The organism is Pseudomonas sp. CHM02 (assembly GCF_000612585.1).
Taxonomy (GTDB): domain Bacteria; phylum Pseudomonadota; class Gammaproteobacteria; order Pseudomonadales; family Pseudomonadaceae; genus Aquipseudomonas.
This window is the reverse complement of the sequence record NZ_JFCA01000063.1, coordinates 1-23,114: the sequence shown is the minus strand read 5'-3', so window position 1 is coordinate 23,114 and position 23,114 is coordinate 1. Positions and strand designations below refer to the sequence as shown.

General features: G+C 61.9%; 17 protein-coding genes. 2 read left to right on the top strand and 15 right to left on the bottom strand.

Annotated elements, in window-relative coordinates:
- Positions 1-147: 147 nt before the first annotated feature.
- The 9 genes from hutH (BM70_RS0127660) to hutC all read right to left on the bottom strand — a co-directional run bounded on the left by hutH (BM70_RS0127660) (position 148) and on the right by hutC (position 11,088).
- Positions 148-1,686, bottom strand: coding sequence for a histidine ammonia-lyase (gene hutH, locus BM70_RS0127660; RefSeq protein WP_155952211.1), 1,539 nt, complete (start codon positions 1,684-1,686; stop codon positions 148-150).
- Positions 1,687-1,718: 32 nt separating this feature from the next.
- A complete protein-coding gene (gene hutH, locus BM70_RS0127655; protein ID WP_025859025.1) occupies positions 1,719-3,242 on the bottom strand; it encodes a histidine ammonia-lyase in 1,524 nt (507 codons plus the stop codon).
- Positions 3,243-3,379: 137 nt separating this feature from the next.
- Positions 3,380-4,204 carry a glycine betaine/L-proline ABC transporter ATP-binding protein gene (locus BM70_RS0127650; RefSeq protein ID WP_025859024.1) on the bottom strand — a complete coding sequence of 275 codons (825 nt, stop codon included), beginning with the start codon at positions 4,202-4,204 and terminating at the stop codon, positions 3,380-3,382.
- Positions 4,201-5,052 carry a proline/glycine betaine ABC transporter permease gene (locus BM70_RS0127645; protein ID WP_025859023.1) on the bottom strand — a complete coding sequence of 284 codons (852 nt, stop codon included), beginning with the start codon at positions 5,050-5,052 and terminating at the stop codon, positions 4,201-4,203. Before BM70_RS0127645 ends, BM70_RS0127650 begins: the two co-directional genes overlap by 4 nt.
- Before the next feature lie 71 nt (positions 5,053-5,123).
- Positions 5,124-6,089 carry an ABC transporter substrate-binding protein gene (locus BM70_RS0127640; protein ID WP_025859022.1) on the bottom strand — a complete coding sequence of 322 codons (966 nt, stop codon included), beginning with the start codon at positions 6,087-6,089 and terminating at the stop codon, positions 5,124-5,126.
- Positions 6,090-6,158: 69 nt separating this feature from the next.
- Positions 6,159-7,604, bottom strand: a complete 1,446-nt coding sequence (locus BM70_RS0127635) for a cytosine permease (RefSeq protein ID WP_025859021.1) — start codon at positions 7,602-7,604, stop codon at positions 6,159-6,161.
- Positions 7,605-7,747: 143 nt separating this feature from the next.
- Positions 7,748-9,418, bottom strand: a complete 1,671-nt coding sequence (hutU, locus tag BM70_RS0127630; RefSeq protein ID WP_025859020.1) for a urocanate hydratase — start codon at positions 9,416-9,418, stop codon at positions 7,748-7,750.
- 402 nt (positions 9,419-9,820) lie between these two features.
- Positions 9,821-10,381 carry a HutD family protein gene (locus BM70_RS0127625; RefSeq protein ID WP_025859019.1) on the bottom strand — a complete coding sequence of 187 codons (561 nt, stop codon included), beginning with the start codon at positions 10,379-10,381 and terminating at the stop codon, positions 9,821-9,823.
- Positions 10,378-11,088 carry a histidine utilization repressor gene (gene hutC / locus BM70_RS0127620; protein ID WP_173668614.1) on the bottom strand — a complete coding sequence of 237 codons (711 nt, stop codon included), beginning with the start codon at positions 11,086-11,088 and terminating at the stop codon, positions 10,378-10,380. Before hutC ends, BM70_RS0127625 begins: the two co-directional genes overlap by 4 nt.
- Before the next feature lie 147 nt (positions 11,089-11,235).
- Between hutC and BM70_RS0127615 the strand changes: the two genes are divergently transcribed.
- Complete coding sequence (locus BM70_RS0127615) at positions 11,236-12,600, top strand: formimidoylglutamate deiminase (RefSeq protein WP_025859017.1); 1,365 nt, start codon at positions 11,236-11,238, stop codon at positions 12,598-12,600.
- A 130-nt stretch (positions 12,601-12,730) separates the two neighbouring features.
- On the opposite strand, the gene BM70_RS0127610 is transcribed toward BM70_RS0127615, so the two are convergent.
- The 6 genes from BM70_RS0127610 to BM70_RS0127585 all read right to left on the bottom strand — a co-directional run bounded on the left by BM70_RS0127610 (position 12,731) and on the right by BM70_RS0127585 (position 22,402).
- Positions 12,731-13,300, bottom strand: coding sequence for a lipocalin family protein (locus BM70_RS0127610; RefSeq protein WP_025859016.1), 570 nt, complete (start codon positions 13,298-13,300; stop codon positions 12,731-12,733).
- 30 nt (positions 13,301-13,330) lie between these two features.
- Positions 13,331-13,585: a hypothetical protein gene (locus BM70_RS0127605; protein ID WP_017849914.1), complete on the bottom strand. Its 255-nt coding sequence runs from the start codon at positions 13,583-13,585 to the stop codon at positions 13,331-13,333.
- A gap of 176 nt (positions 13,586-13,761) precedes the next feature.
- The gene (locus BM70_RS0127600) at positions 13,762-14,772 is read right to left on the bottom strand and encodes a class 1 fructose-bisphosphatase (RefSeq protein WP_003187818.1); all 1,011 of its coding nucleotides are present in this window, start codon (positions 14,770-14,772) and stop codon (positions 13,762-13,764) included.
- Positions 14,773-14,880: 108 nt separating this feature from the next.
- Entirely contained in the window at positions 14,881-16,236 is a 1,356-nt protein-coding gene (locus BM70_RS0127595) for a DUF3999 domain-containing protein (RefSeq protein ID WP_371262187.1), read from the bottom strand.
- Positions 16,233-19,751: a DUF2339 domain-containing protein gene (locus tag BM70_RS0127590; RefSeq protein WP_025859014.1), complete on the bottom strand. Its 3,519-nt coding sequence runs from the start codon at positions 19,749-19,751 to the stop codon at positions 16,233-16,235. The genes BM70_RS0127595 and BM70_RS0127590 overlap by 4 nt, the downstream gene beginning before the upstream one ends.
- A gap of 200 nt (positions 19,752-19,951) precedes the next feature.
- Positions 19,952-22,402, bottom strand: a complete 2,451-nt coding sequence (locus BM70_RS0127585; protein WP_025859013.1) for a glycogen/starch/alpha-glucan phosphorylase — start codon at positions 22,400-22,402, stop codon at positions 19,952-19,954.
- A gap of 239 nt (positions 22,403-22,641) precedes the next feature.
- Here BM70_RS0127585 and BM70_RS0127580 point away from each other — a divergent pair, with 239 nt between their 5' ends.
- Positions 22,642-23,076: a YkgJ family cysteine cluster protein gene (locus tag BM70_RS0127580; RefSeq protein WP_017529542.1), complete on the top strand. Its 435-nt coding sequence runs from the start codon at positions 22,642-22,644 to the stop codon at positions 23,074-23,076.
- The last annotated feature ends 38 nt before the right edge of the window (positions 23,077-23,114 follow it).

Below are 23,114 nucleotides of genomic sequence, written 5' to 3'. Positions count from 1 at the left end.
ATGAATGCCTTCTTTCGTGGTGAGCGGGCTTGCCCCGCGCTGGGTCGCGAAGCGACCCCAAACCCGACGACCGCAGAAGGGGCTGCTGCGCAGCCCAACGCGGGGCAAGCCCGCTCACCACAGAAAGCAAGCCCCCCTGCGAATGGGTTACAGGCTTGGCAGCAGCTTGGCCGGCACCAGCTCATTCAGGCAGCGGGTGGCGAGCAGTTCGCTGGCGGCGTTGATGTCCGGGGCGAAGAAGCGGTCCTTGTCGTAGAAGGCCACTTTGTCGCGCAGGAGGCCGCGGGCCTTTTCCAGTTTCGGCGAGGTTTTCAGGCCTTCGCGCAGGTCCAGGCCCTGGCACGCCGCCAGCCATTCAACCGCCAGAATGCCACGAGTGTTCTCGGCCATTTCCCACAGGCGCTTGCCGGCAGCCGGGGCCATGGACACATGGTCTTCCTGGTTGGCCGAGGTCGGCAGGCTGTCGACGCTATGGGGATGGGCCAGCGCCTTGTTCTCGCTGGCGAGCGCCGCGGCGGTTACCTGGGCGATCATGAAACCGGAGTTCACCCCGCCATTGCCCACCAGGAACGGCGGCAGTTGCGACATGTGCTTGTCCATCATCAGCGAGATACGACGCTCGCTCAGGGAACCGATTTCGGCGATGGCCAGCGCCATGTTGTCGGCAGCCATGGCCACCGGCTCGGCGTGGAAGTTACCGCCGGAGATCACATCACCTTCAGCAGCGAACACCAGTGGGTTGTCCGACACGGCGTTGGCTTCGACCACCAGCACTTCAGCGGCCTGGCGGAACTGGGTCAGGCAGGCGCCCATGACTTGTGGCTGGCAACGCAGGGAGTACGGGTCCTGGACCTTGTCGCAGTTCTGGTGCGACTGGGAGACCTGGCTGCTTTCGCCGAGCAGGTCACGATAAGCTGCCGCCGAATCGATCTGGCCACGTTGGCCGCGAGCCGCGTGGATGCGGGCGTCGAACGGCGAGCGCGAACCCAGCACCGCTTCCACGGTGAGGCCGCCACAGGCCAGAGCGCCGGCGAACAAGTCTTCGCCTTCGAACAGGCCACGCAGGGCATAGGCGGTGGACACCTGGGTGCCGTTGAGCAACGCCAGGCCTTCTTTGGCGGCGAGGGTCAGCGGCGTCAGGCCGGCGACTTTCAGCGCTTCGGTGGCTTCCAGCCATTCGCCTTTGTAGCGCGCCTTGCCTTCGCCCAGCAGCACCAGGGACATGTGCGCCAGAGGTGCCAGGTCGCCGGAAGCGCCGACCGAACCTTTCAGCGGAATGTGCGGGTACACCTCGGCATTGACCAGCGCGATCAGCGCGTCGATGACCTGGCGACGGATCCCGGAGAACCCACGGCTCAGGCTGTTGACCTTGAGCACCATGACCAGCCGCACCAGCGCATCGCTGATCGGCTCACCGACGCCAGCGGCGTGGGACAGCACCAGGGAACGCTGGAGGTTTTCCAGGTCTTCGCTGGCGATGCGGGTCGAGGCCAGCAGGCCGAAACCGGTGTTGATGCCGTAGGCGGTGCGGTTCTCGGCGAGAATCTGCTCCACACAGGCAACACTGGCTTCGATCTGCGCCGTGGCGCTGTCATCCAGACTGAGGGTTACCGGCTGCTGGTAGATGGCTCGCAGTTGGGCAAGGCTCAGTTGGCCTGGAATCAGGTTTAGCGCAGTCACATTCATACTCCTTTTGAAGTGTTCTTTTGAATAAGTTTTCAGTGCAAGTAAGGGATTGCCGAGTGCAGCAAAGCGATGTCTTTGAGCAGTGCAGCGGCGGTCGCGATGTCGGGCGCCAGCCAGCGGTCTTCTTCATAGGCCGGCACCACTTCGCGCAGCAGGCGCCAGGCGCGCTCGGTACCGGCGCCAAAGCGCTGGTCCTTGAGGAATTCAAATGCCTGGGCCGCCAGCAGGTACTCGATGGCGAGAATCTGCGTCACGTTGGTCAACACTTGGTGCAGCTTGAGCGCGGCATTGGTGCCCATGCTCAGGTGGTCTTCCTGCAGGCCCGAGGTGACAAAGTTGTCGAGCACCGCCGGTTGCGCCAGTTGGCGGTTTTGCCCACACAGCGAGGCGGCGACGTACTGCACGATCATCATCCCGGAGTTGACCCCGGGGTTGCTGACCAGGAACGCCGGCAAGCCGCTGACGTGCGGGTTGATCAGGCGGTCCAGGCGGCGTTCGGCCACTGAGCCGATTTCGGCCATGGCAATCGCCAGCATGTCCGCCGCCAGCGCCACAGACTGCCCGTGAGGGTTGGCCTGGGACACCACGCGGTAGTGGTCCGGCGTGCCGAGCACCAACGGGTTGTCGGTGGCGCTGTTGAGTTCGGTCTCGATCTGGCGGGTGGCGTGTTCCACCTGGTCACGCGCCGCGCCGTGGATCTGCGGGATCGAGCGGATGCTCAGGGCGTCCTGGGTGCGAATGCCTTTGCTGCTGGCGATCACTTCGCTGCCATCGAGCAAGGCACGCAAGTTGATACCCACGTGTTGCATGCCAGGGTGGCGCTTGAGCGCGATGATTTCTTCATCGAAGGCATCGATCTGCCCGCGCTGGGCCTCGAAGCTCATGGCGCCGATCACATCGGCCCATTGCAGCAAGTGGTGCGCATCTGCCAGGGCCAGGCAGCTCAGGCCGGTCATGCACGGCGTGCCGTTGACCAGGCACAGACCGTCCTTGGCACCGAGCACCACCGGCTGCAGACCTTCAGCCGCCAGGGCTTCCTGCGCCGAAACGATCTGGCCGCGATAGCTCACATTGCCAACCCCCAGCAAGGCCACGCCAACGTGGGCCATGTGGGTCAGGTAACCCACCGAACCCTGGGACGGCACTTGCGGCGTGATGCCGTGGTTGAGCAGTGCCAGCAGCGAATGCACGACTTGCGGATGCAGGCCGGATTTCCCGTGGCTGTAGTTGATGATGGCGGCGCAAATGATCGCACGGGTCTGCTCGTCACTCAGCACCGGGCCGACGCCGCAGGCATGGCTGAGCAGGGTGTTGCGCGACAGCTGGCTGAGTTGTTCGCCCTTGAGCGACACATTGCACAGCGCACCCAGGCCGGTGTTCACGCCATAGGCGCGTTCACCGCTGGTGACGATGCGCTGCACAATGGCCTGGGCATTGTCGATACGTGCCCAGGCCTGGCCCGACAGTTCGAGGACAGCGCCGTGGCGGGCGACGGCGACGACGTCCTGCCAGCGCAGTGGCGCATCGGCGATGGTGATTTTTGTTGCCTGGGACATCTTCATACCTTCTTCAATTCTTGTGTGGCTTCACTGGCCTCATCGCCGGCAAGCCGGGCTCCTACAGGGGATTGCGCGCTCCATGTAGGAGCTGGCTTGCCGGCGATGGCGCCAGCAGCCTCACTGCCTATTTCAGGTCAGACCACCGCCGCCCGCCGCTGGACGAACCGGTCCACATACTCATCCGCCGGCGAATGCAGGATCTCCCGAGGCGTGCCGACCTGGATCAGCTTGCCGTCCTTGAGGATCGCAATGCGGTTGCCGATGCGCACGGCCTCATCGAGGTCGTGTGTGATGAACACGATGGTTTTGTGCAGGGTCTTTTGCAGCTCCAGTAACTGGTCCTGCATCTCCGCGCGGATCAGCGGGTCGAGGGCGCTGAAGGCTTCATCCATCAGGATGATGTCGGTGTCGGCCGCCAAGGCGCGGGCCAGGCCGACACGTTGGCGCATGCCGCCTGAGAGCTGGTGCGGGTATTTGTTTTCGTAGCCCTTGAGGCCCACGGTTTCGATCCAGTGCAGGGCGCGCTCGGCGCAGACCTGCTTGGTTTCGCCTCGCACTTTCAGGCCGTAGGCGACGTTGTCGAGCACACTCTTGTGGGGCAACAGGCCGAAGCTCTGGAACACCATGCTGATCTTGTGCCGACGGAATTGGCGCAGGGCTTCCATGTCCAGTTGCAGGATGTCTTCGCCGTCCACCAGGATCGCGCCGCTGGTCGGGTCGATCAGGCGGTTGAAGTGGCGCACCAGGGTGGACTTGCCGGAACCCGACAGGCCCATGATCACGAAGATCTCACCGGTGCCGATGCTCAGGGACAAATCGTTCACGCCGACCACGCAGCCGGTCTCGGCCAGGACCTGGTCCTTGGTCTTGCCTTGGCTGACCATGGCCAGCGCATCCTTGGAGCGGGCGCCGAAGATCTTGAAGACGTTTTTAACTTCGATTTTGCTGACAGTAGTCATTTGCTCGCCTCATGCCGTGGACGACCATAGGCCTGGGTAATGCGGTCGATGACCACTGCGAGAATCACGATCGCCAGCCCGGCTTCGAGGCCACGGCCGACGTTGAGGGTCTGGATGCCGACCAATACGTCTTCACCCAAGCCACGGGCACCGATCATCGAGGCGATCACCACCATCGACAGCGCCATCATGGTGGTCTGGTTGATACCGGCCATGATGCTCGGCAAGGCCAGCGGCAGTTGCACGCCGAACAGTTGTTGCCAGCGGTTGGCACCAAACGCATTGATGGCCTCCATGACTTCACCGTCGACTTGGCGAATACCCAGGTCGGTAAGGCGAATCAGCGGCGGCGCGGCGTAGATCACCGTGGCGAAAATCGCCGGAACCTTGCCCAGGCCGAACAGCATCAGCACCGGGATCAAGTACACGAAGCTGGGCATCGTCTGCATGATGTCGAGCAGCGGCATCAACACCGAACGCAGGCGATTGCTGCGCGCCGACAGAATCCCCAATGGAATACCGATCAGCACCGAGATCACCGTAGCGACCATCATCAATGCCAGGGTCTGCATCAGTTTGTCCCACAGGCCAACCGCGCCTACCAGGAACAGCAAGCCGACGATCACCGCCGTGGTCACCACCTTGCGGGTGGCGTGCCAGGCGACACCGCCGACGATGGCCAGCATCAGCCACCAGGGCGCCATGCGCAGCAACCCTTCCAGGTTGACGATGGCCCATAGCAGGGTGTCGGAGATGTGCCGGAACACATCACCGTAGTTGGTGACCAGTGAGTCCACCCAACCGTTGACCCAGTCGGCGATGGAAAACGTAAAACTCTCAGGAAACATATCGTGCTCTCGATCCAGTGGGTTGTGGCCAGGCGCCCGGCGGCCCCTCAGGGTAGCCGGGCACGCTTGACCTACAAGGCCGCGTCGATTTTCTTGGCTGCGTCGTCGCTCACCCAGGCGTGCCAGACTTCAGGATGTTCCTTGAGGAAAATTTTCGCCAGTTCTGGCGACTCAATTCGCTCCTTGGCCATGCGACCCAGGTTCTGGTTCAGCAGGTCGATAGGCAGGTTGACCTTTTCCAGCACGGCCACCAGCTCCGGGGCTTGCTCATGGAAAGTCTTGGACAGGCCGACCTTGATGCTTACGCTTTTATCCACGCCGGGTTTTTCTTCCAGCTTGACCAGGTCGACCTGGCCCATCAGCGGCGTTGGCGACCAGTAGTAGAACAGGATCGGCTCGCCACGCTTGTAGCTCGACAGCACCGCCGCATCCAGCGCCGGGCCGGTGCCTGGGCGGAAATTGGTGTAGGCATTTTCCAGGCCGTAGCTTTTCAGCATTTCGCTGTTGTCCAGCTCGCAGGTCCAGCCGGCCGGGCAGTTGTAGAAACGGCCCTTGGACGGCTCTTCCTGGTCCTTGAACACCGAGGCGTACTTGGCCAGGTCGGCGATGTTCTTCAGGTCCGGCGCCTTGGCTTCAAGCTTGCGCTTGGCGTCGCCTTCGATCACATAGCGCGGCACGTACCAGCCTTCGATAGCGCCCACGACCGGGGCACCGACGCCAACGACTTTGCCGGCCTTCTCGGCCTTGTTCCAGACTTCACTGCGGCCGACCCATTCTTCGGCAAACACCTGGATATCGTTGCTGCTCAGGGCGTTTTCCATGGTGATGGAGTTGCCCGGCAGGCTGTCGGTTTTGCAGTCGTAGCCTTTTTCCAGCACGGTTTGCAGGATGTCGGTGAGCAACATGCCGCTTTCCCAGTTCAGGCCCGCGAACTTCACCGGCTTGCCGGATTCACACCAGCCGGCCGCCTGGGCGCCAGCGGAGGCGAGCAAACCTGCAGAGAGCACGGTGGCCAACAGGGTCTTATGCATTTTCATTGTTGTGACGCTCCCAATCTTGAAATGGATTACGGCAGTCAGTAGGCATCCTGCCCTGTCCACGTCCCATCAGGCTTGTGCAGCCAGCCCGTTTGCTCTTGGTATAGCGCCCTGCTCTACCGGCAGGATCAGGTGATCGGGCACCGTGCCGTGCCATTTTTTCGCACACACGTAATACAGCGCTGCCGGCAGCACCAGGCCGATGATCCAGGAAATGTCCACATCACCCAGCGCAGCCACCAGGGGGCCGGTGTAGAACTTGGTGGAGATGAACGGCAACTGCACCAGCACGCCGAAGACATACACACTGATACCCAGCAGGTTCCAGCGGCCGTAGCGACCGTTCGGGTCGGCCAGCGCCGGCACGTCATAGCGCTCGCGGGTGATGCAGTAGTAGTCCACCAGGTTGATCGCACTCCAGGGCGTGAAGAACGCCAGCAGGAACAGGATGAAAGACTTGAACGCACCGAGGAACGAGTGCTGGCCGAGCAACGCGATCAGGGTCGCGGTCCCTACAATCGCCAGCACGAACACCAGGCGCTGCAGGCGCGTGACCTCCAGGCGACCACGCAAGCCGCTGATGATGGTCGCGATGCACATGAAGCTGCCGTAGGAGTTCAGCGTCGAGATGGTGACCTTGCCGAACGCGATGCTGAAGTACAGCAGCGCGGCGGTGGCACCGGTACCGCTCAAGCCAACGATGTAGGCCACTTCATGCCCGGCGAACTGCCCGTTGGACATGGCCGCGGCAAACACGCCGAGGACCATCGCCACCTGTGCACCCACGACCGAACCTGCGCCAGCAGCGAAAAAGGTTTTCACCGATGACGTCTTGCTTGGCAGGTAACGCGAGTAGTCCGCCACGTAAGGACCGAAGGCAATCTGCCAGGAGGCCGCGAGCGACACCGCCAGCAGGAAACTGCTCCAGCCGAAGTGACGGATTTGCAGGAGAGCGCCAACGTCGGTCTGGCTCATCAGGCGACTGAACAGGTAGACAAAGGCGATCACGCCAATAACGCTGGCGACACGGCCGATGAAATGGATCACCCGGTAACCCAGTACCGTGACCAGCACGATGACACTGGCGAAAATCAGGATACCGGTGCTGTCGCTGACCCCGAACAACTGGCCCAGCGCCTGACCGGACAGCACGGTCCCGGTCGCGGTGAAACCGAGGTACATCAGGCACACCAGCACGATCGGAATGGCCGCGCCATACACGCCGAACTGCACCCGGCTGGAGATCATCTGCGGCAGGCCCAGCTTGGGCCCTTGCGCCGCATGCAACGCCATGACGCCACCGCCGATCAGCTGACCAATAAACAGCCCGATCAACGACCAGAACACATCACCGCCCAGCACCACGGCTAGGGCCCCGGTGACAATTGCGGTGATCTGCAGGTTGGCACCCATCCACAGGGTGAACTGGCTAAATAGACGACCGTGTCTTTCCGCTTCCGGGATATAGTCGATCGAACGCCTTTCGATCAACGGGGTGGTGTCATTTGCAGCCATGTTGTTCAACCTCTGATGGATTGTTCATAAAGCCTGTGTAAAACCGCTTTTCTGTGGGAGCTGGCTTGCCTGCGATGCGGGCGACTCGGTCTATCAGTAGAACCGAGGGGATGCCATCGCAGGCAAGCCAGCTCCCACATGGGTTACTTGATCATCGGGAGATTGAGGCCCTGCTCTTTGGCACAATCGATCGCGATCTGGTAGCCAGCGTCTGCGTGACGCATCACACCGGTGGCCGGGTCGTTGTGCAGGACACGGGCAATGCGCTCGGCCGCTTCGTCGGTACCGTCGCAGACGATCACCATGCCGGAGTGCTGGGAGAAGCCCATGCCTACGCCACCACCGTGGTGCAGCGAAACCCAGGTCGCGCCGCTGGCGGTGTTGAGCAAAGCGTTGAGCAGCGGCCAGTCGGACACGGCGTCGGAACCGTCCTGCATGGCTTCGGTTTCACGGTTCGGGCTGGATACCGAGCCGGAGTCGAGGTGGTCACGGCCGATCACGACCGGTGCCGACAGCTCGCCGCTGCGTACCATTTCGTTGAACGCCAGGCCCAGCTTGGCGCGCTGGCCCAGGCCAACCCAGCAGATACGTGCCGGCAAGCCCTGGAAGCTGATGCGCTCGCGCGCCATGTCCAGCCAGTTGTGGAGGTGGGCGTCGTCCGGAATCAGCTCTTTGACTTTGGCGTCGGTCTTGTAGATGTCTTGCGGGTCGCCGGACAGCGCAGCCCAACGGAACGGGCCGATGCCACGGCAGAACAATGGGCGGATGTAGGCCGGCACGAAACCCGGGAAGTCGAATGCGTTTTCCACGCCTTCTTCCTGGGCCATCTGGCGGATGTTGTTGCCGTAGTCGAAGGTCGGGATGCCTTGCTTCTGGAATTCCAGCATGGCTTTGACGTGCACGGCCATCGACTGCTTGGCGGCCTTGATCACGGCGGCGGGCTCGGTCTTGGCGCGGGCGCGGTATTCGTCCCAGGTCCAGCCGGCTGGCAGGTAGCCGTTGAGTGGGTCGTGGGCGCTGGTCTGGTCGGTGACCATGTCCGGGCGTACGCCACGCTTGACCAGTTCCGGCAGGATTTCGGCGGCGTTACCCAGCAGGGCGATGGAGATGGCCTTGCCTTCCTTGGTGTACTTGGCGATGCGTGCCAGGGCGTCGTCGAGGTCGGTGGCTTGCTCGTCGACGTAACGGCTGTTCAGACGGAAATCGATGCTGACCTGCTGGCACTCGATGTTCAGCGAGCACGCGCCGGCCAGGGTGGCCGCCAGGGGCTGGGCGCCGCCCATGCCGCCGAGGCCGGCGGTGAGGACCCAACGGCCAGTCAGGTCGCTGTTGTAGTGCTGGCGACCGGCTTCGACGAAGGTTTCGTAGGTGCCCTGGACGATGCCCTGGCTGCCGATGTAGATCCAGCTGCCGGCGGTCATCTGGCCGTACATGGCCAGGCCCTTGGCATCCAGTTCATTGAAGTGTTCCCAACTGGCCCAGTGCGGCACCAGGTTGGAGTTGGCGATCAGTACGCGCGGGGCGTTGCTGTGGGTCTTGAACACGCCGACCGGCTTGCCGGATTGCACCAGCAGGGTTTCGTCGTCATTCAGGTGAGTGAGGCTCTCGACGATCTGGTCGTAGCACTCCCAGTTGCGCGCCGCACGCCCGATACCGCCATACACCACCAGCTCCTTGGGGTTCTCGGCCACTTGCGGGTCGAGGTTGTTCATCAGCATGCGCAGCGGCGCTTCAGTCAGCCAGCTTTTGGCGGTGAGCTTGTTACCACGGGCGGCACGGATTTCGACGTCACGGTACTTGGTAGGCTTGGTCACAACAAAACTCCTCGGCGATCGATGCGCGAACATGGATGGTGCGAAGGAGAGTCTTACGCACACATCTTTACTTGTACATACAAGCATATGCAATCGAACGGCCAACTTGATGGGGGTGCTGTTGAGTTTTTTTGGAAAGCGCGCGCAAGCCTTGGAAATTAAGGCTTGGAGACTGGATTAAATTTCTTACGGAGGATTTTTACAGCAAGGGAGGTTTGGCGTGATGGCGTGGTTTTGCGCCACGCTGGGGCATTCGGTAACAAAATGGTGCGAGGGTTGGAAACAGATTTTATAAACGCCACAAAACAACTGTAGGAGCTGGCTTGCCGGCGATAACGGCGTATCAGTCAGCACCTTCAATACTGATATACCGCTATCGCCGGCAAGCCGGCTCCTACAGGGTTAATCGCGTGGGGTCAGTTCGATGATGCAGCTGCGACCTGTTACGGAGAGGTCCAACAGGCCAGTGTTACCGTCCACTTGCAGGCAGTCGTGATGACCAAGTTTCTGGTCCAGCACCTTCACTTCATCCGCCACGCTGAACACCAGCACGGTCTGCGCCGTGCTGAAAAAACGCTGCTCGCCGTCAATCCATTGCAGTCGTGCGTGGTAACGCTGTGGCGAATAGATCAGGTTGAAATCGCGGATCGGCCCGGTAATCAAGCGGCATGACACGTGGCTGTCACCCTTGAACGCGAAGGGCTGCAGCGGTAACAACCCGCGCTGCTCTTCGCCATCCACGGTCAGCACCATGCCGGCGCCCTGGATCACGGTGATCACACGTTGGTAGCCGGCGAAGATGGAAAAGCCCCCCGACTCGGCGATATCCGCAATCGACAGGCGCCAGCCAAAGCCATCCAGCCCTGCGCCGTCATCACGGGTAATTTCTTCGGTGCTGCCACCGCCGTTTTTCCATGGCATGCGCACGTAATCGGCGGCGCGCCAGACTTTCACTGCACTCATTTACTGAAACGTCCTTCCAGGCTATGACGGGAACCGGGGTGGATCAGACGCGCGGCGGTCACCGGCTGGCGACCCGACCAGGTGCGCCGGCGAATCAACAGGCACGGCTCGCTGGGTTCGATCTGCAGCAGCTTGCACTCGGCCGCATCGGCAAGGATGGCTTCGACCACGTGCTCGCCCTCGGTCAGCGGTGCGACCTGGTTCAGGTAGGCGTAAGGCGTCTGTTGGGTGAAATCCTGCTGCAGGTATTCCGGCGCGACCAGGGCGTTGACGAAACGGTCTTCGATTTGCACGGGAATATCGTTTTCGAAGTGCACGATCAGCGAGTGGAAGACCCGCCCGCCTTCGCGCATTTCCAGGGCGACAGCTCGCTCGGAGCCGGCAGCCTCTTCACCCAGGGTGATGACCTGGCAGGTATGCCGGTGGCCGCGAGAGGCGATCTCATCGGCGATGTTGTGCACTTCGAACAGCGCAGACTGGCTCTTGGGCTCAGCGACAAAAGTACCGACGCCTTGCATGCGCACCAGCAGCCCTTCGGCGGTGAGCTCGCGCAGGGCGCGGTTGATGGTCATGCGGCTGAAACCCAGCTGGCTGACCAGTTCGCTCTCCGACGGCACGCGGTAATGGGGTGGCCAGTTGCCGTTGAGAATCTGCTGGCTGATCATCTGTTTGACGCGGGCATACAAGGGCGCCGGACTTTCGTCCATGTGGGCAGCCAGCGAAGAGTTGGCGGGCGGAGTCGGCACAGGGAATCCTTGCAGGGAGAAAAGATGCATAGATTGCCGGAGTTTACCGAGCAGGCAAACGTCTGTATATGTATATACAAATAAACACACGACCGGGGTGCCTTGATCATGTCCGCTTTCTTTGCCGAACGCGCGCTGCTGCCTAATGGATGGGCCAATGATGTACGTCTTGAAGTCAGCGCCGATGGGCGGCTGACACAGGTTGAGGCCAATGCCAGCGCAGAGGGTGCTGAACGGCTGAGAGGCCCGGTGTTGGCGGGTATGCCGAACCTGCACTCCCATGCATTCCAGCGTGCGATGGCGGGTCTGGCCGAAGTGGCCGGCAACCCGAATGACAGTTTCTGGACCTGGCGCGACCTGATGTACCGCATGGTGGGCAAGATCGACCCGGATCAATTGCAGGTGATCGCGCGCCAGCTGTACATCGAGATGCTCAAGGCCGGTTACACATCGGTGGCCGAATTCCACTATGTGCACCACGACGTCAGCGGCCAGCCGTACGCCGATCGCACGGAATTGTCGCGGCAGATCAGCCAGGCAGCGGCCAGCAGCGGGATCGGCCTGACGTTGGTGCCGGTGCTCTACACCCATTCCGGTTTCGGCGGCCAGGCGCCCAATGAGGGCCAGCGGCGCTTTATCAACAGCACTGAAAATTATCTGGACCTGCAGGCACGCCTGCAGCCGATTCTCGCAGCGCAGCCGGCGCAGCAACTGGGCCTGTGCTTCCACTCGTTGCGCGCGGTCACGCCACAACAAATCAATGACGTGCTGGCCGCCAGTGACAAGGCGTGCCCGGTGCATATCCACATCGCCGAGCAACAGAAAGAAGTCGACGACTGCCTGGCCTGGAGCGGCAAACGCCCGCTGCAATGGCTGTATGACAATGTCGACGTCGATGAGCGCTGGTGCCTGGTGCATGCTACCCACGCCAATGCCGAAGAAGTGACGCGTATGGCCAAGAGCCGTGCGATTGCCGGTTTGTGCCTGACGACTGAGGCCAACCTGGGTGACGGGATTTTCCCGGCCGTGGATTTCCTCGCCCAGGGCGGACGCATGGGGATCGGTTCCGACAGCCACGTGTCACTGAGCGTGGTGGAAGAACTGCGTTGGTTGGAATACGGTCAGCGCCTGCGCGACCAGCGACGCAACCGCTTGTATCGCGGCGATCAGCCGATGGTCGGCCGCACGCTGTTCGATGCTGCACTGGACGGTGGCGCCCAGGCGCTGGGGCAGCCGATTGGTCGGCTGGAAGTGGGCAAGCGTGCGGATTGGATTGTGCTGGACGGCAATGATCCGTACCTGGCGACGGCGACGGAGGACGGGATTCTGAATCGCTGGTTGTTTGCGGGCGGTGATCGGCAGGTGCGGGATGTACTGGTCAACGGCAAGTGGGTGGTGCGCGATGGGCATCATGCCGGTGAAGAAGAAAGCAGCCGGGCCTTCACGCAAGTTTTGAGAGCGCTACTGGGCTAACACGCGACACATAACAAATGTGGGAGCTGGCTTGCCTGCGATACAGGCACCAAGGTGTATCAGTTACACCGTGGTGATGCTATCGCAGGCAAGCCAGCTCCCACATTTTTTGATCGGCGGTGGCCCAGCGTTACTGCGAGGTTTTTGCCATCTGCTTGTCCGACGTACGCCAGATCAATCGCGTGGTGTCGTACCCCTGCTGTCGCGCCCTGCTCAGCAGGTCTTCGCGGGTGTCCGCATTGACTGTCGGCGTGCGTGACAAGATCCACATGTAGCGCCGGCTCGGGCTGCCGACAATCGCGGTCTTGTAGTCATCGCTGACATACAGCACCCAGTAATCGCCCTTGGCGACGCCCGGCAACAGTGCGGTGAACCAGTTATTGAATTCCACCCAGAGCTTGTCGGTCTTGCCCGGCACTTGCGGAGTGGCGGTGCCCTTGGCTTCTTCCCACTTCCATTCGGTCGTCAGGCAGCGGTTGAACACCGACATGTCGCCATCGGGCAGCAAGGTGTAGCGGGCTTCGGACTGCGCGCAGTTGCGCTGGAAGTACATCGGCAATCGGGCCAACTCATACCAGGTGCCCTGGTAACGCTTGAGGTTGACGTTGCTCGCTGTCTTGGGTTGCAGATCATCGCCAGAATGGCTGGCGCACCCCGCCAAAAACAGGCTGGCGCAAAGGAACAAAACAAAACGCATCATTCTTCTTCTCCCGCAGGCTTGCGCCCCGGTTTACTTCAGGCCTTGCCCGGAAAACATCAGAACCTTGTCACCGGCATATTGAACGCTGATAAAGCTGTTTTTATCGCCCCATGTGCAACTGGACATGCCCAGTGCGCCGGAACAATCGGTCGGCTTACCCAACAGCGACTCCACCTCTGCCTTGGCCATGCCAGCCGATAGCTTTGCGTAGTTTTCTTGGTTGACCTTGCTGCAAGCGGCCAACAGCACGCAAAAAGCCAGCAAAGCGAGACGGCGTAACGACATGGAAAAACTCCTGGAGGGACGAAGCAGCTTGGGTATCTGCCAGAAGCTTAGAAGGGAAAAGAGGTGTCTGGTTCCCGACGAACAAAAACAAAAAAGCCCCGAAAACGCTGAAACGTTTCGGGGCTTCTTCAAGGGTGAACCGGCTCACAACAACACCGATCACTTATCGCAGAGACTTACTTCTTGTGGTAAGCCGTCACACGCTCAACTTCTTCCTTCGAACCCAGGAACACCGCCACACGCTGGTGCAGGCCTTCCGGCTGGATGTCGAGGATGCGCTGGTGGCCGTCGGTGGACGCACCGCCTGCCTGTTCAACCAGGAACGACATCGGGTTGGCTTCGTACATCAGGCGCAGTTTGCCCGGCTTGGACGGCTCGCGGCTGTCGCGTGGGTACATGAACAGGCCGCCACGGGTCAGGATACGGTGCACGTCGGCTACCATCGCGGCAACCCAGCGCATGTTGAAGTTCTTCTTCAACGGGCCTTCTTCGCCTTCCATCAGCTCGTTGACGTAGCGCTTCACCGGTTCTTCCCAGTGACGCTGGTTGGACATGTTGATCGCGAATTCCTGGGTGGAAGCAGGAATGGAGATGTCTTCGTGGGTCAGTACGAAGCTGCCCATTTCGCGGTCCAGGGTGAAGCCCTTGACGCCGTCGCCCAGGGTCAGCACCAGCATGGTCTGCGGGCCGTAGATGGCGTAGCCGGCAGCGACCTGCTCGGTGCCTGGCTGCAGGAAGGCCTTTTCGTTCAGGGCTTCGTTCTGGCTCAGGTATTCGTTCGGGCAACGCAGCACCGAGAAGATGGTGCCGACCGGTGCGTTGATGTCGATGTTGGACGAGCCGTCCAGTGGATCGAATACCAGCAGGTAGGCGCCTTTCGGGTATTTGCCCGGGATCTGGTAGGCGTTGTCCATTTCTTCGGACGCCATGCCGGCCAGGTGACCGCCCCATTCGTTGGCTTCGAGCAGGATCTCGTTGGAGAGCACGTCGAGTTTCTTCTGCACTTCGCCTTGGACGTTTTCAGTGCCCATGCTGCCCAGGACACCACCCAGCGCGCCTTTGGACACGGCGTGGCTGATTTCCTTGCAAGCACGCGCCACCACTTCGATAAGGAAGCGCAGATCGGCAGGCGTGTTGTTGCTGCGGGTCTGCTCGATCAAATAGCGACTCAGGGTAACGCGGGACATGGAAGGCTCCGGAAAATGGGGGGCTAAAAACCCGCGCAGTTTAACGCGAGTCGGGGCGTATTTCCTCCTATCAGAGGATTTAAACCCAATAGAGTTCATGGACTTTATTTAACGTGCCACCGGTGGCTTGCGCAGCAAACTGTAGGCCATGGCGCCCAGGGCCGCCACGCCGAGCAGCAACACGGCCCACAGGCCGAGTTTCTTCCAGTCGGGGCCGGTGTCGGGCAACGCGGCAATGGCAGGCGGTTTGACCGCGATCTCCCCCGCCAAAGTGGCCTGGCCCAACGTTTTCAGACGCTCGGCACGGTAATCGGGGATCAGCGTCGACAGCGGCAAGTTCGCCCCTTTCACGGACGCATTCCCCAGCGCCAGGGTGAACGGCGGCTCACCCCGCGCCAGGAACACCAATTGGGTGGCCCGCACGGCCACGCGCAACGCGGGTGCCTCGACGCCCAGGCCGCCGCCCCGCTCGTCCACCTGCATCTTCAACTGAACGAGCGTCTGGCCCGGCAACTGCAATTGATCCTGCACCACGTCCTTGCCGTTCTGGCTCAGGCGGTACAACAGGCCATTGCTCAACGGCTGCCACGTTTGCTTGACGTCACTTCGACCCGACAATGTCACGGGCGCCAGCGTGTTGGGCTGCTTCAACTCGACCTGCAAGCGTTCGACATTCAGCCCCGTCGGCAATTGCCAGCTGTACTCTCCCGCCTTGAGCCGCTCCCCCGGAAACGCTTGCGACCACACCAACGGCATCGGCAGGCTGCTGCTGGTGGCGCTCTCCAGCTTGGCCAAAGTCAGCAACGGCGCCGCCTGGCCCTGCCATACAAGCCGCAGGTAACGCGCCGATTGCCCAGGCAGGCTCACGTCATGCTGCTCGACCCGTTCATCGGCAAATGACAAGCGCGCCACCTGCCCATCGCCCCAGGCTTGCCAGTGCTGCAAGTCATCACTGGCCTCAATGCTGAAACGCTGGAAGCCCTCCTGCTCGCGGCTCCAGTCCAGGCTCAGTTGCTGCAGCGGAGCCTTGATTGCACTGGCGTCCAACACCCAGCCACGCAGCACTTGCTTGCCGGGCTTGGGGGCGGTGGACGGTTTGATTTCCACCAGGGTGCCGGCGGTGGTGGCTTTCATCACCACGTCGGGCAAGGCTTGCTGGGTATCGGCGGCGTACAGTGGGAACCACTTCACGTCGGTGACAGTGCGACTCTCGGTGCGCTGTGCGGTTTGACGCGACAGCGCGTAGGCCTGGGGCTCACCGGCGGCATTGAACACGCGCACGTCGCCCAGGTCGGCCTGGCGCGCGTTCAATTGCACGGCCAACGGCAGCTCCAGGCGGTACCAGGGGCCGCTGCCGCTGACGGTCAGTGGCACGTGGGTGGTGAAATCGGCAGGCGTTTCCTGCGCCCACACGGACAAGGTCGTACACAAGCCCAGCACAGCCACGCTCAACTTAACGATCAAGAGGATGCTCCTTCAGTGTCCAGCACCGGTTCGGCGCGCTTGGGCGGCAGCGGTGCGAAGTAGCCCACCACCAGCAGCAACCCACCCACGCCAATAAACGATACGATCCGCGCCAAGCCGCCGCGGTTGCTCAGTTCGACAAAGAACAGTTTGGCTACGACCACGGCAATCAGCGCGGCGCCGATCAACCACACTTCGCGGCGATGGCGCAGATGGCCGCCGATCATCAGGCCGAGGGCGATCAAGGTCCAGATGATCGACAGGCCCGCCTGCACCAGCATGGACTCCAGCAACGCATCCAGTTGAAACGGCACGCCGCCCCAATGGTGGGCAGTGCGCATCACCAGTGCGGTAAAGAAGGCAAACAACGAGACACCCGCGACACCTTGGGCGATCAGTTCGGCACGCGGCCCCCGTAGCGGCGCGACACTTCGCGCGCACAAATACACGCCCAGCAGTGCGAACAGCAGGCCCAGGTCCAGCGGGTTGACCAGCGGCACATAGGGCAGCGGCTTGGCCGTGCCATCGCTGAAGCTGTTCGCCAGCCAGAACCAACCGAGCATCAGCACCGCCAATGGCACCGCCGCCAGCACTCGATATTCCCTTGGGTACGCCGACATCGGCCATGGCCAACGGCGCGGCGAAGCGGCCAGCACGAGATAGAGACTTGGCAGGATCGCCCAGCCCAGCCAGCGCCAGGCGTTGTATTCGGCAGAAAACCTCAGCAGACCGTAGCGCAACTCCAGCGCCAGTATGCCGATCAGCATCCAGCAGCCGAGTACGTGGGCCACGCTCAGCGCCTTGGCGGGAACGATCGCCCCCAGGCGTCGCAACGAGATGAAATGCACCACAAATACCGCCGACCACGCCAGCCAGCCGTACTCCGCCGCGGGGTGGTAATAAGTATGCCCATACACCAGCAACACCACGCCCACCGCTGGCATCAGCATTGTGGACAACACCCCCAGCGACACCCACTTCAGGCGCGCAGCCAGCAGCGTCCAGATCGCGACGCTCATTGCCGCACACCCCAGCAGGAACGCCCCCTGCAATTCCTGCGGGATAAACCGCAACACTTCGCCGATCAGCGCCAACGTCCACCAGGCCGCGCCCCCTACCAGCAGCAGGTCGGACAGGCGTTGCAGCTTCAACACGGCAAACACCGGCGCATGGGGTTCGCGCTGCAAACGCCAGGCGCCGACCAGTGCAGCCAGGCCCAGCACCATCGGCGTCCAGAAACCGCTGTGAGCCAACGGACGCAGCCCCTCGCTGGTCAACGGCCCGAGCAACTCCGGCACCGCCAGCAGGAACGAACCGCCGCCGACCAATTGCAGCAACAAACCAAACACGAAACTGACCCGCTGTTGCAGGTACAGGCTCAGCCAGATGATCAACAAACCACTGACCGCCCACACGCCGCTGGCACTTTCCCACGGCAGCACGAACAGCACCGCAAGGTTGATCAATACGAGGCCCGCCAACAGCACCACCGACAAACCGCGCAGCAGTCGAACATCGCTGCGCACGATGTCGTCACGCGCCGCCAACAACATGCCGCCGATCAAGGCCAAGCCAATCAACGACGCCGTGAGCAAACCGCTCCAGCCGGCATTGAACACCGCTGCCCCGTCGCCACCTTGCAATCGCAGCAGGAACAACGCGCCGCCCAGCAATTGCACGGCGAACGCGGTGAACAGGAAGGTACGCGAGCCGATGCGCAGGCCGATAAACAGCGTCACCAGACCGGCGATTGCCCAACTGACGGCGGTGCCCTGAGTATTCAGCAGCAAGGGCGCAAGCAGGTACAAAAAGCTCAAGCCAAGGCTCGCCAGCACCGGCAGGCCTTGGCGCTCCCAGTTCGCCGCCTGCTCGGTCGACGCCTTGCGCAGTTGATCAAAGCTGAACAGCAACGCCGCGCCCAGCAGCAGCGCGCCCAACGGTGCGCCATCCAGCAAGGTGTGTTCACCCACACGCAGCTCACTGAGGAATGCCAGCGCCGAGCCCAGCTGCAACAACAAACCGAAGGCGCGTGCCAGCGGCCGCTTTTGACGCAAACCGAGCCAGAAGATCCCGGCGCCCTCCACGGCCCAGGCTGCAGCGGTCCAACGCGCATCGAGGCCCAGCGGGATAGCGAGGCTGGCGAAAATCACGCCCAGGGCCAGGCAGGTCTCCGCCAGCAGCAAGGCGCGTCCGCCACTCAGCAGTCGCGCCAGGCCCATGTAGATGATGCCCAGGCCCAAGGCGCTGAACGCCGCGGCAAATTCCAGGTGCTCGACCAGGGCAAACTGCAGACCGAAGCCCACCAGCGGCGGGCCGAACAGCATGCTGCCGTCGACATAATCGCCCTTGGCCGCCGACCAGCGCAGCAGTGCACCACGGCTATCATCCTCGGGCGCGTCGCGCATCTCGAGCAATTTACGCCGGGCGAACAGCAGGCCGATGGCCAGGTACATCAGGAAAAACAGCATCAGGAACGGTTCGGTACTCCACAGCAGTTCCGGCGTGTAGGAGCGCATGCCCCAGGCGAAGCCAATCCCAAAAGTGCCGACAAAACCGATCAGGTTGAGCAGGCGCCAGGCCTTGAACCAGGCAATCGCCAGGATGCCGGCGTTGAGCAGGGCGAAATAACTGAACAGCGCCACGTGGTTGCCAGCGCCGGTGGAAGTCAGAATCGGCGCGGCAAAACCACCCAGCGCCGCCGCACAGGCCAGGCCCAGCGCATCCTGGGTAATCGCCAGGATCGCCGAGAACACCGTGACGGCCACCAGCAGGCCAAGCGCCGCACCGGAGTCGATCAGCGGGTGCAAGCGCATCGCAGCGAACACGGTCAGGTACAGCACCGCGATCCCGGTGCCTTGCAACATCAAGCCGTAATTGCTGTTACGCAGCCGCAGCCACCAGCCCAGGCCCAGCAGGCCCAACGCAGCGGCAGCGACGCCCGCGTAACGCACCTCAATCGGCACCACCATGCCCTCGGTGGCGTAGCGCAGCAGGAAGGCCAGGCCGAGGAACAGCAACACCACACCGACCCGCAGCACAGTGTTGCCGCCAAACAGCCAATTGCGCGCACCGCTGATGGCGCGTTCGATCAGGTTGGGGCCACGGGGGATTGCGGGCTCTTGAACACGCGGCGTCGGGGCAGGCGCCCAGACATCATCCGGCAGCGGCTGGCTCGCCTCGGCGATCTGCTTGACGGGTTCCAGTTCGGCAGGCAATTCCCAGACAAGCTCGGGCGCCTGGGTGACAGGCGTTGGCTCGGGGATTGGCGGTTCGACAATGACACTGCTCGTCGCGGCGGGCACTTCCAGTTGCCGCAGGCGCTCACCCAGCGCTATCAGCGACTTCTGCGTGGTTTCCAACTGACGCGCCTGTTGGTCCGCCTGGGCCGACAGCTTCGCCAGGCGAATCGCCTGGCCAATGCCCAACCCCAGCAGTGCACCGATACCCGCATCACTGAACGACTCATCGAGCGTCCAGCCGAGCACCAGGCCAATCAGCATGAAAATCCATTGCATGGTCGATATCCCTAAGCAGCCCGAGGCGGGCAAACTGGCGCCTAGTATATCGACGCAGACCCCATGTGGAAGCAAGCTTATGTGGGCGCCGGGCTTGCCCGCGATGCAGACACCTCGGTGTATCTGTCACACCGAGGTGATGCTATCGCAGGCTAGCCAGCTCCCACACAAACCCGCACACATGTTCAGGTCAGCGATGTTTAGTCGAGGGCTTTCCAGATCTCGGTCGCGTACTCCCTGATGGTCCGATCCGAGCTGAACCAACCCATCCGCGCCGTATTCAGCACCGCCGAACGCCACCATGCCTTGGAGTCGTGCCAATGCGCCTCGACCCGTGCCTGGGCGTCCCAGTACGAATCGAAGTCGGCACAGACCAGGAAGCGGTCGTAATCGATCAACCCATCGATCAGCCCCACGTAGCGGCCTGGATCATCCGGCGAGAACACCCCGCCCCGGATCGCTTGCAGCACATCGCTCAACCGATGGGACGCTGCAATGTCGGCCCCGGCGTTGAATTCACCGGCGTGCTTGCGCGCTTCCACCTGCTGCGCGCTGAGGCCAAAGATAAACATATGTTCGGCACCGACGCGTTCGTGCATTTCCACGTTGGCGCCGTCCATGGTGCCGATGGTCAGCGCACCGTTCAGGCCGAACTTCATGTTGCTGGTGCCCGAGGCTTCAAAGCCAGCCGTGGAGATCTGCTCCGACAAGTCCGCCGCCGGAATGATGCTTTCCGCCAGGCTGACGTTGTAGTTGGGCAGGAACACCACCTTGAGCAGACCACGTACAGTCGGGTCGTTATTGACCGTACGCGCGATGTCGTTGGTCAGCTTGATGATCAGCTTGGCCTGGTGATAACTGGCCGCCGCCTTGCCCGAGAAAATCTTCACACGCGGCACCCAGTCGGTGCCCGGTTCGGCACGGATCGCCTGGTACAGCGCCACGGTGTGCAGCAGGTTGAGCAGTTGGCGCTTGTATTCGTGGATACGCTTGACCTGCACGTCGAACATCGCCGCCGGGTTGACCGCAATGCCCAGGCGCTCATGAATGATGTCCGCCAGCGCCCGCTTACTGTGCAAACGCTGCTCGGCAAAGGCTTTGCGGAACGTCTGTTTTTCGGCAAACGGCTCAAGCTCCACCAGCCGCTCTTCGGGCTTGTCGAGAATGTCCGGGCCGAGCGCTTCCACCAGCATGGACGTGAGCTTCGGGTTGGCCTGGTACAACCAGCGGCGGAAAGTGATGCCGTTGGTTTTGTTGTTGATACGCTCCGGGTACAGCTTGTGCAGCTCGGAGAACACGGTGCTGCGCATCAGCTGGGTATGCAGGCCGGACACACCGTTGACGCTGTGGGAACCGAGGAACGCCAGGTTGCCCATGCGCACGCGGCGGCCGTTGTCTTCTTCGATCAGTGACACGGCGCGCAGTACGTCAAAGTCGTGGATGCCTTTGGCGCGCAGCGAGTCGATGTGCTGGGCGTTGATCAGGTAGATGATCTGCATGTGCCGAGGCAGCATGCGTTCCATCAGGCCGACCGGCCAGGTTTCCAGCGCTTCGGGCAGCAGGGTGTGGTTGGTGTACGACAGGGTTTCGACGGTCACGTCCCACGCGGCGTCCCAGGGAATATCGTGCAGGTCGACCAACTGGCGCATCAGCTCGGCCACGGCGATGGACGGGTGGGTGTCGTTGAGCTGGATCGCAGCGTGCTCGCCCAGGCTCAACACCGAGCCGTGCATGTTCTTGTGGCGTCGCAGCAGGTCCTGCAGCGAGGCGGATACGAAGAAATACTCCTGGCGCAGGCGCAGTTCCTGCCCCGCTTCGGTGCTGTCGGCCGGGTAAAGCACTCGGGAGATGCTTTCGGCGCGGGCCACTTCGGCGACGGCGCCAAGGTGGTCACCGGCGTTGAAGCGCTCCAGGTGCAAATCTTCTACGGCCCGCGCACGCCACAGGCGCAAGGTGTTGACGCTGGCACCGCGCCAACCGACCACCGGCGTGTCATAGGCCACCGCCCTGACGGTTTCGTTGGGCGACCACACCTGGATCATCTTGCCGGAGGCATCCGCGAGGGTTTCGACGCTGCCGCCAAAGCCGATCGGGTAAATCACTTCGGCCCGCTCGAACTCCCACGGGTTGCCGAAATCCAGCCAGCGTTCGGTCTGCTCCTGCTGCCAGCCATCGACAATCGCCTGGCGGAACAAGCCGTGCTCATAACGAATGCCATACCCATGGCCGGCAATGCCCAGGGTCGACATGCTTTCCATGAAGCACGCCGCCAAACGGCCCAGGCCGCCGTTGCCGAGCGCCGCGTCGGGCTCCAGCAGGCGGATGCGCTCCAGGTCGACGCCCAGCTCGGACAAGGCTTCGCGCGCAATCTCCAGCACGCCCAGGTTGCTCAGGCTGTCGTAGAGCAAGCGGCCGATCAGGAATTCCAGGGAAAGGTAGTACACCCGTTTCTGGCCTTTGCGGTAGATACGCCGCGTATGGTCCATCCAGTGGTCGACCATCTGGTCGCGGGCGGCCAGGGCGATGGCTTCGAACCAGTCGTGGTCGAAGGCGTGATCCGGGTCCTTGCCCACCGCGTAGGTGAGTTTGGTCAAGACGGCATCGCGAAATGCGGCTACCTCTGCTTCTCGTGCAAGTGGTTCCTGAGACATCAATTGCGACCTCGGGCGAGATAGAAGGAGTTGCTAGAGCCTAGACGGTCTGACAGACGGTAGACGCTCTGGTTCGGCAGTTTTTTAACTCATTCACCTTTGCGTGAATTAGATGCAGGGGTCGTGCCCGATCAGCCCAAGCGCAAACCTTTGAGCTGAAACCCCGAAATTATTGTTCAAAAATTCACCAATCCCGGTATGATCGCGCGCCCGGATACAGCCCCACCTTTGGAACCCTGATGAAGCCTCAATTGATCGCCGCCGCGGAACTCGACCGTCTTGAAACGTGGCAGAAATATTCCGCGCACATGTGCGGTGGCTGCGTGTCCAGTTGCTGCACGCTGCCGGTCGAAGTGAAGATCAAGGACCTGATCCGCATTGGCATCGTCGACGAGTTCGAGCGCGGCGACCCGCCGAAGAACATCGCCAAGCGCTTGCAGAAGGAAGGCATCGTCGAGCGCTTCAATTCCAAATCCGAGATTTTTACCCTGCAGCGCATGAGCAACAACGATTGCCTGTACCTGGATCGTAAGACGCGCTTCTGCACTATTTATGACAAGCGCCCGGATACCTGCCGCAACCACCCGAAAATCGGACCGCGCCCAGGGTATTGCGCTTATAAACCGAAGGAAGTCGTGCGCGAGACCAAGTTCAAGACCCTCGACAAGTTCTGATCAACAGCCGAACCCCTGTGGTGAGCGGGCTTGTTGTG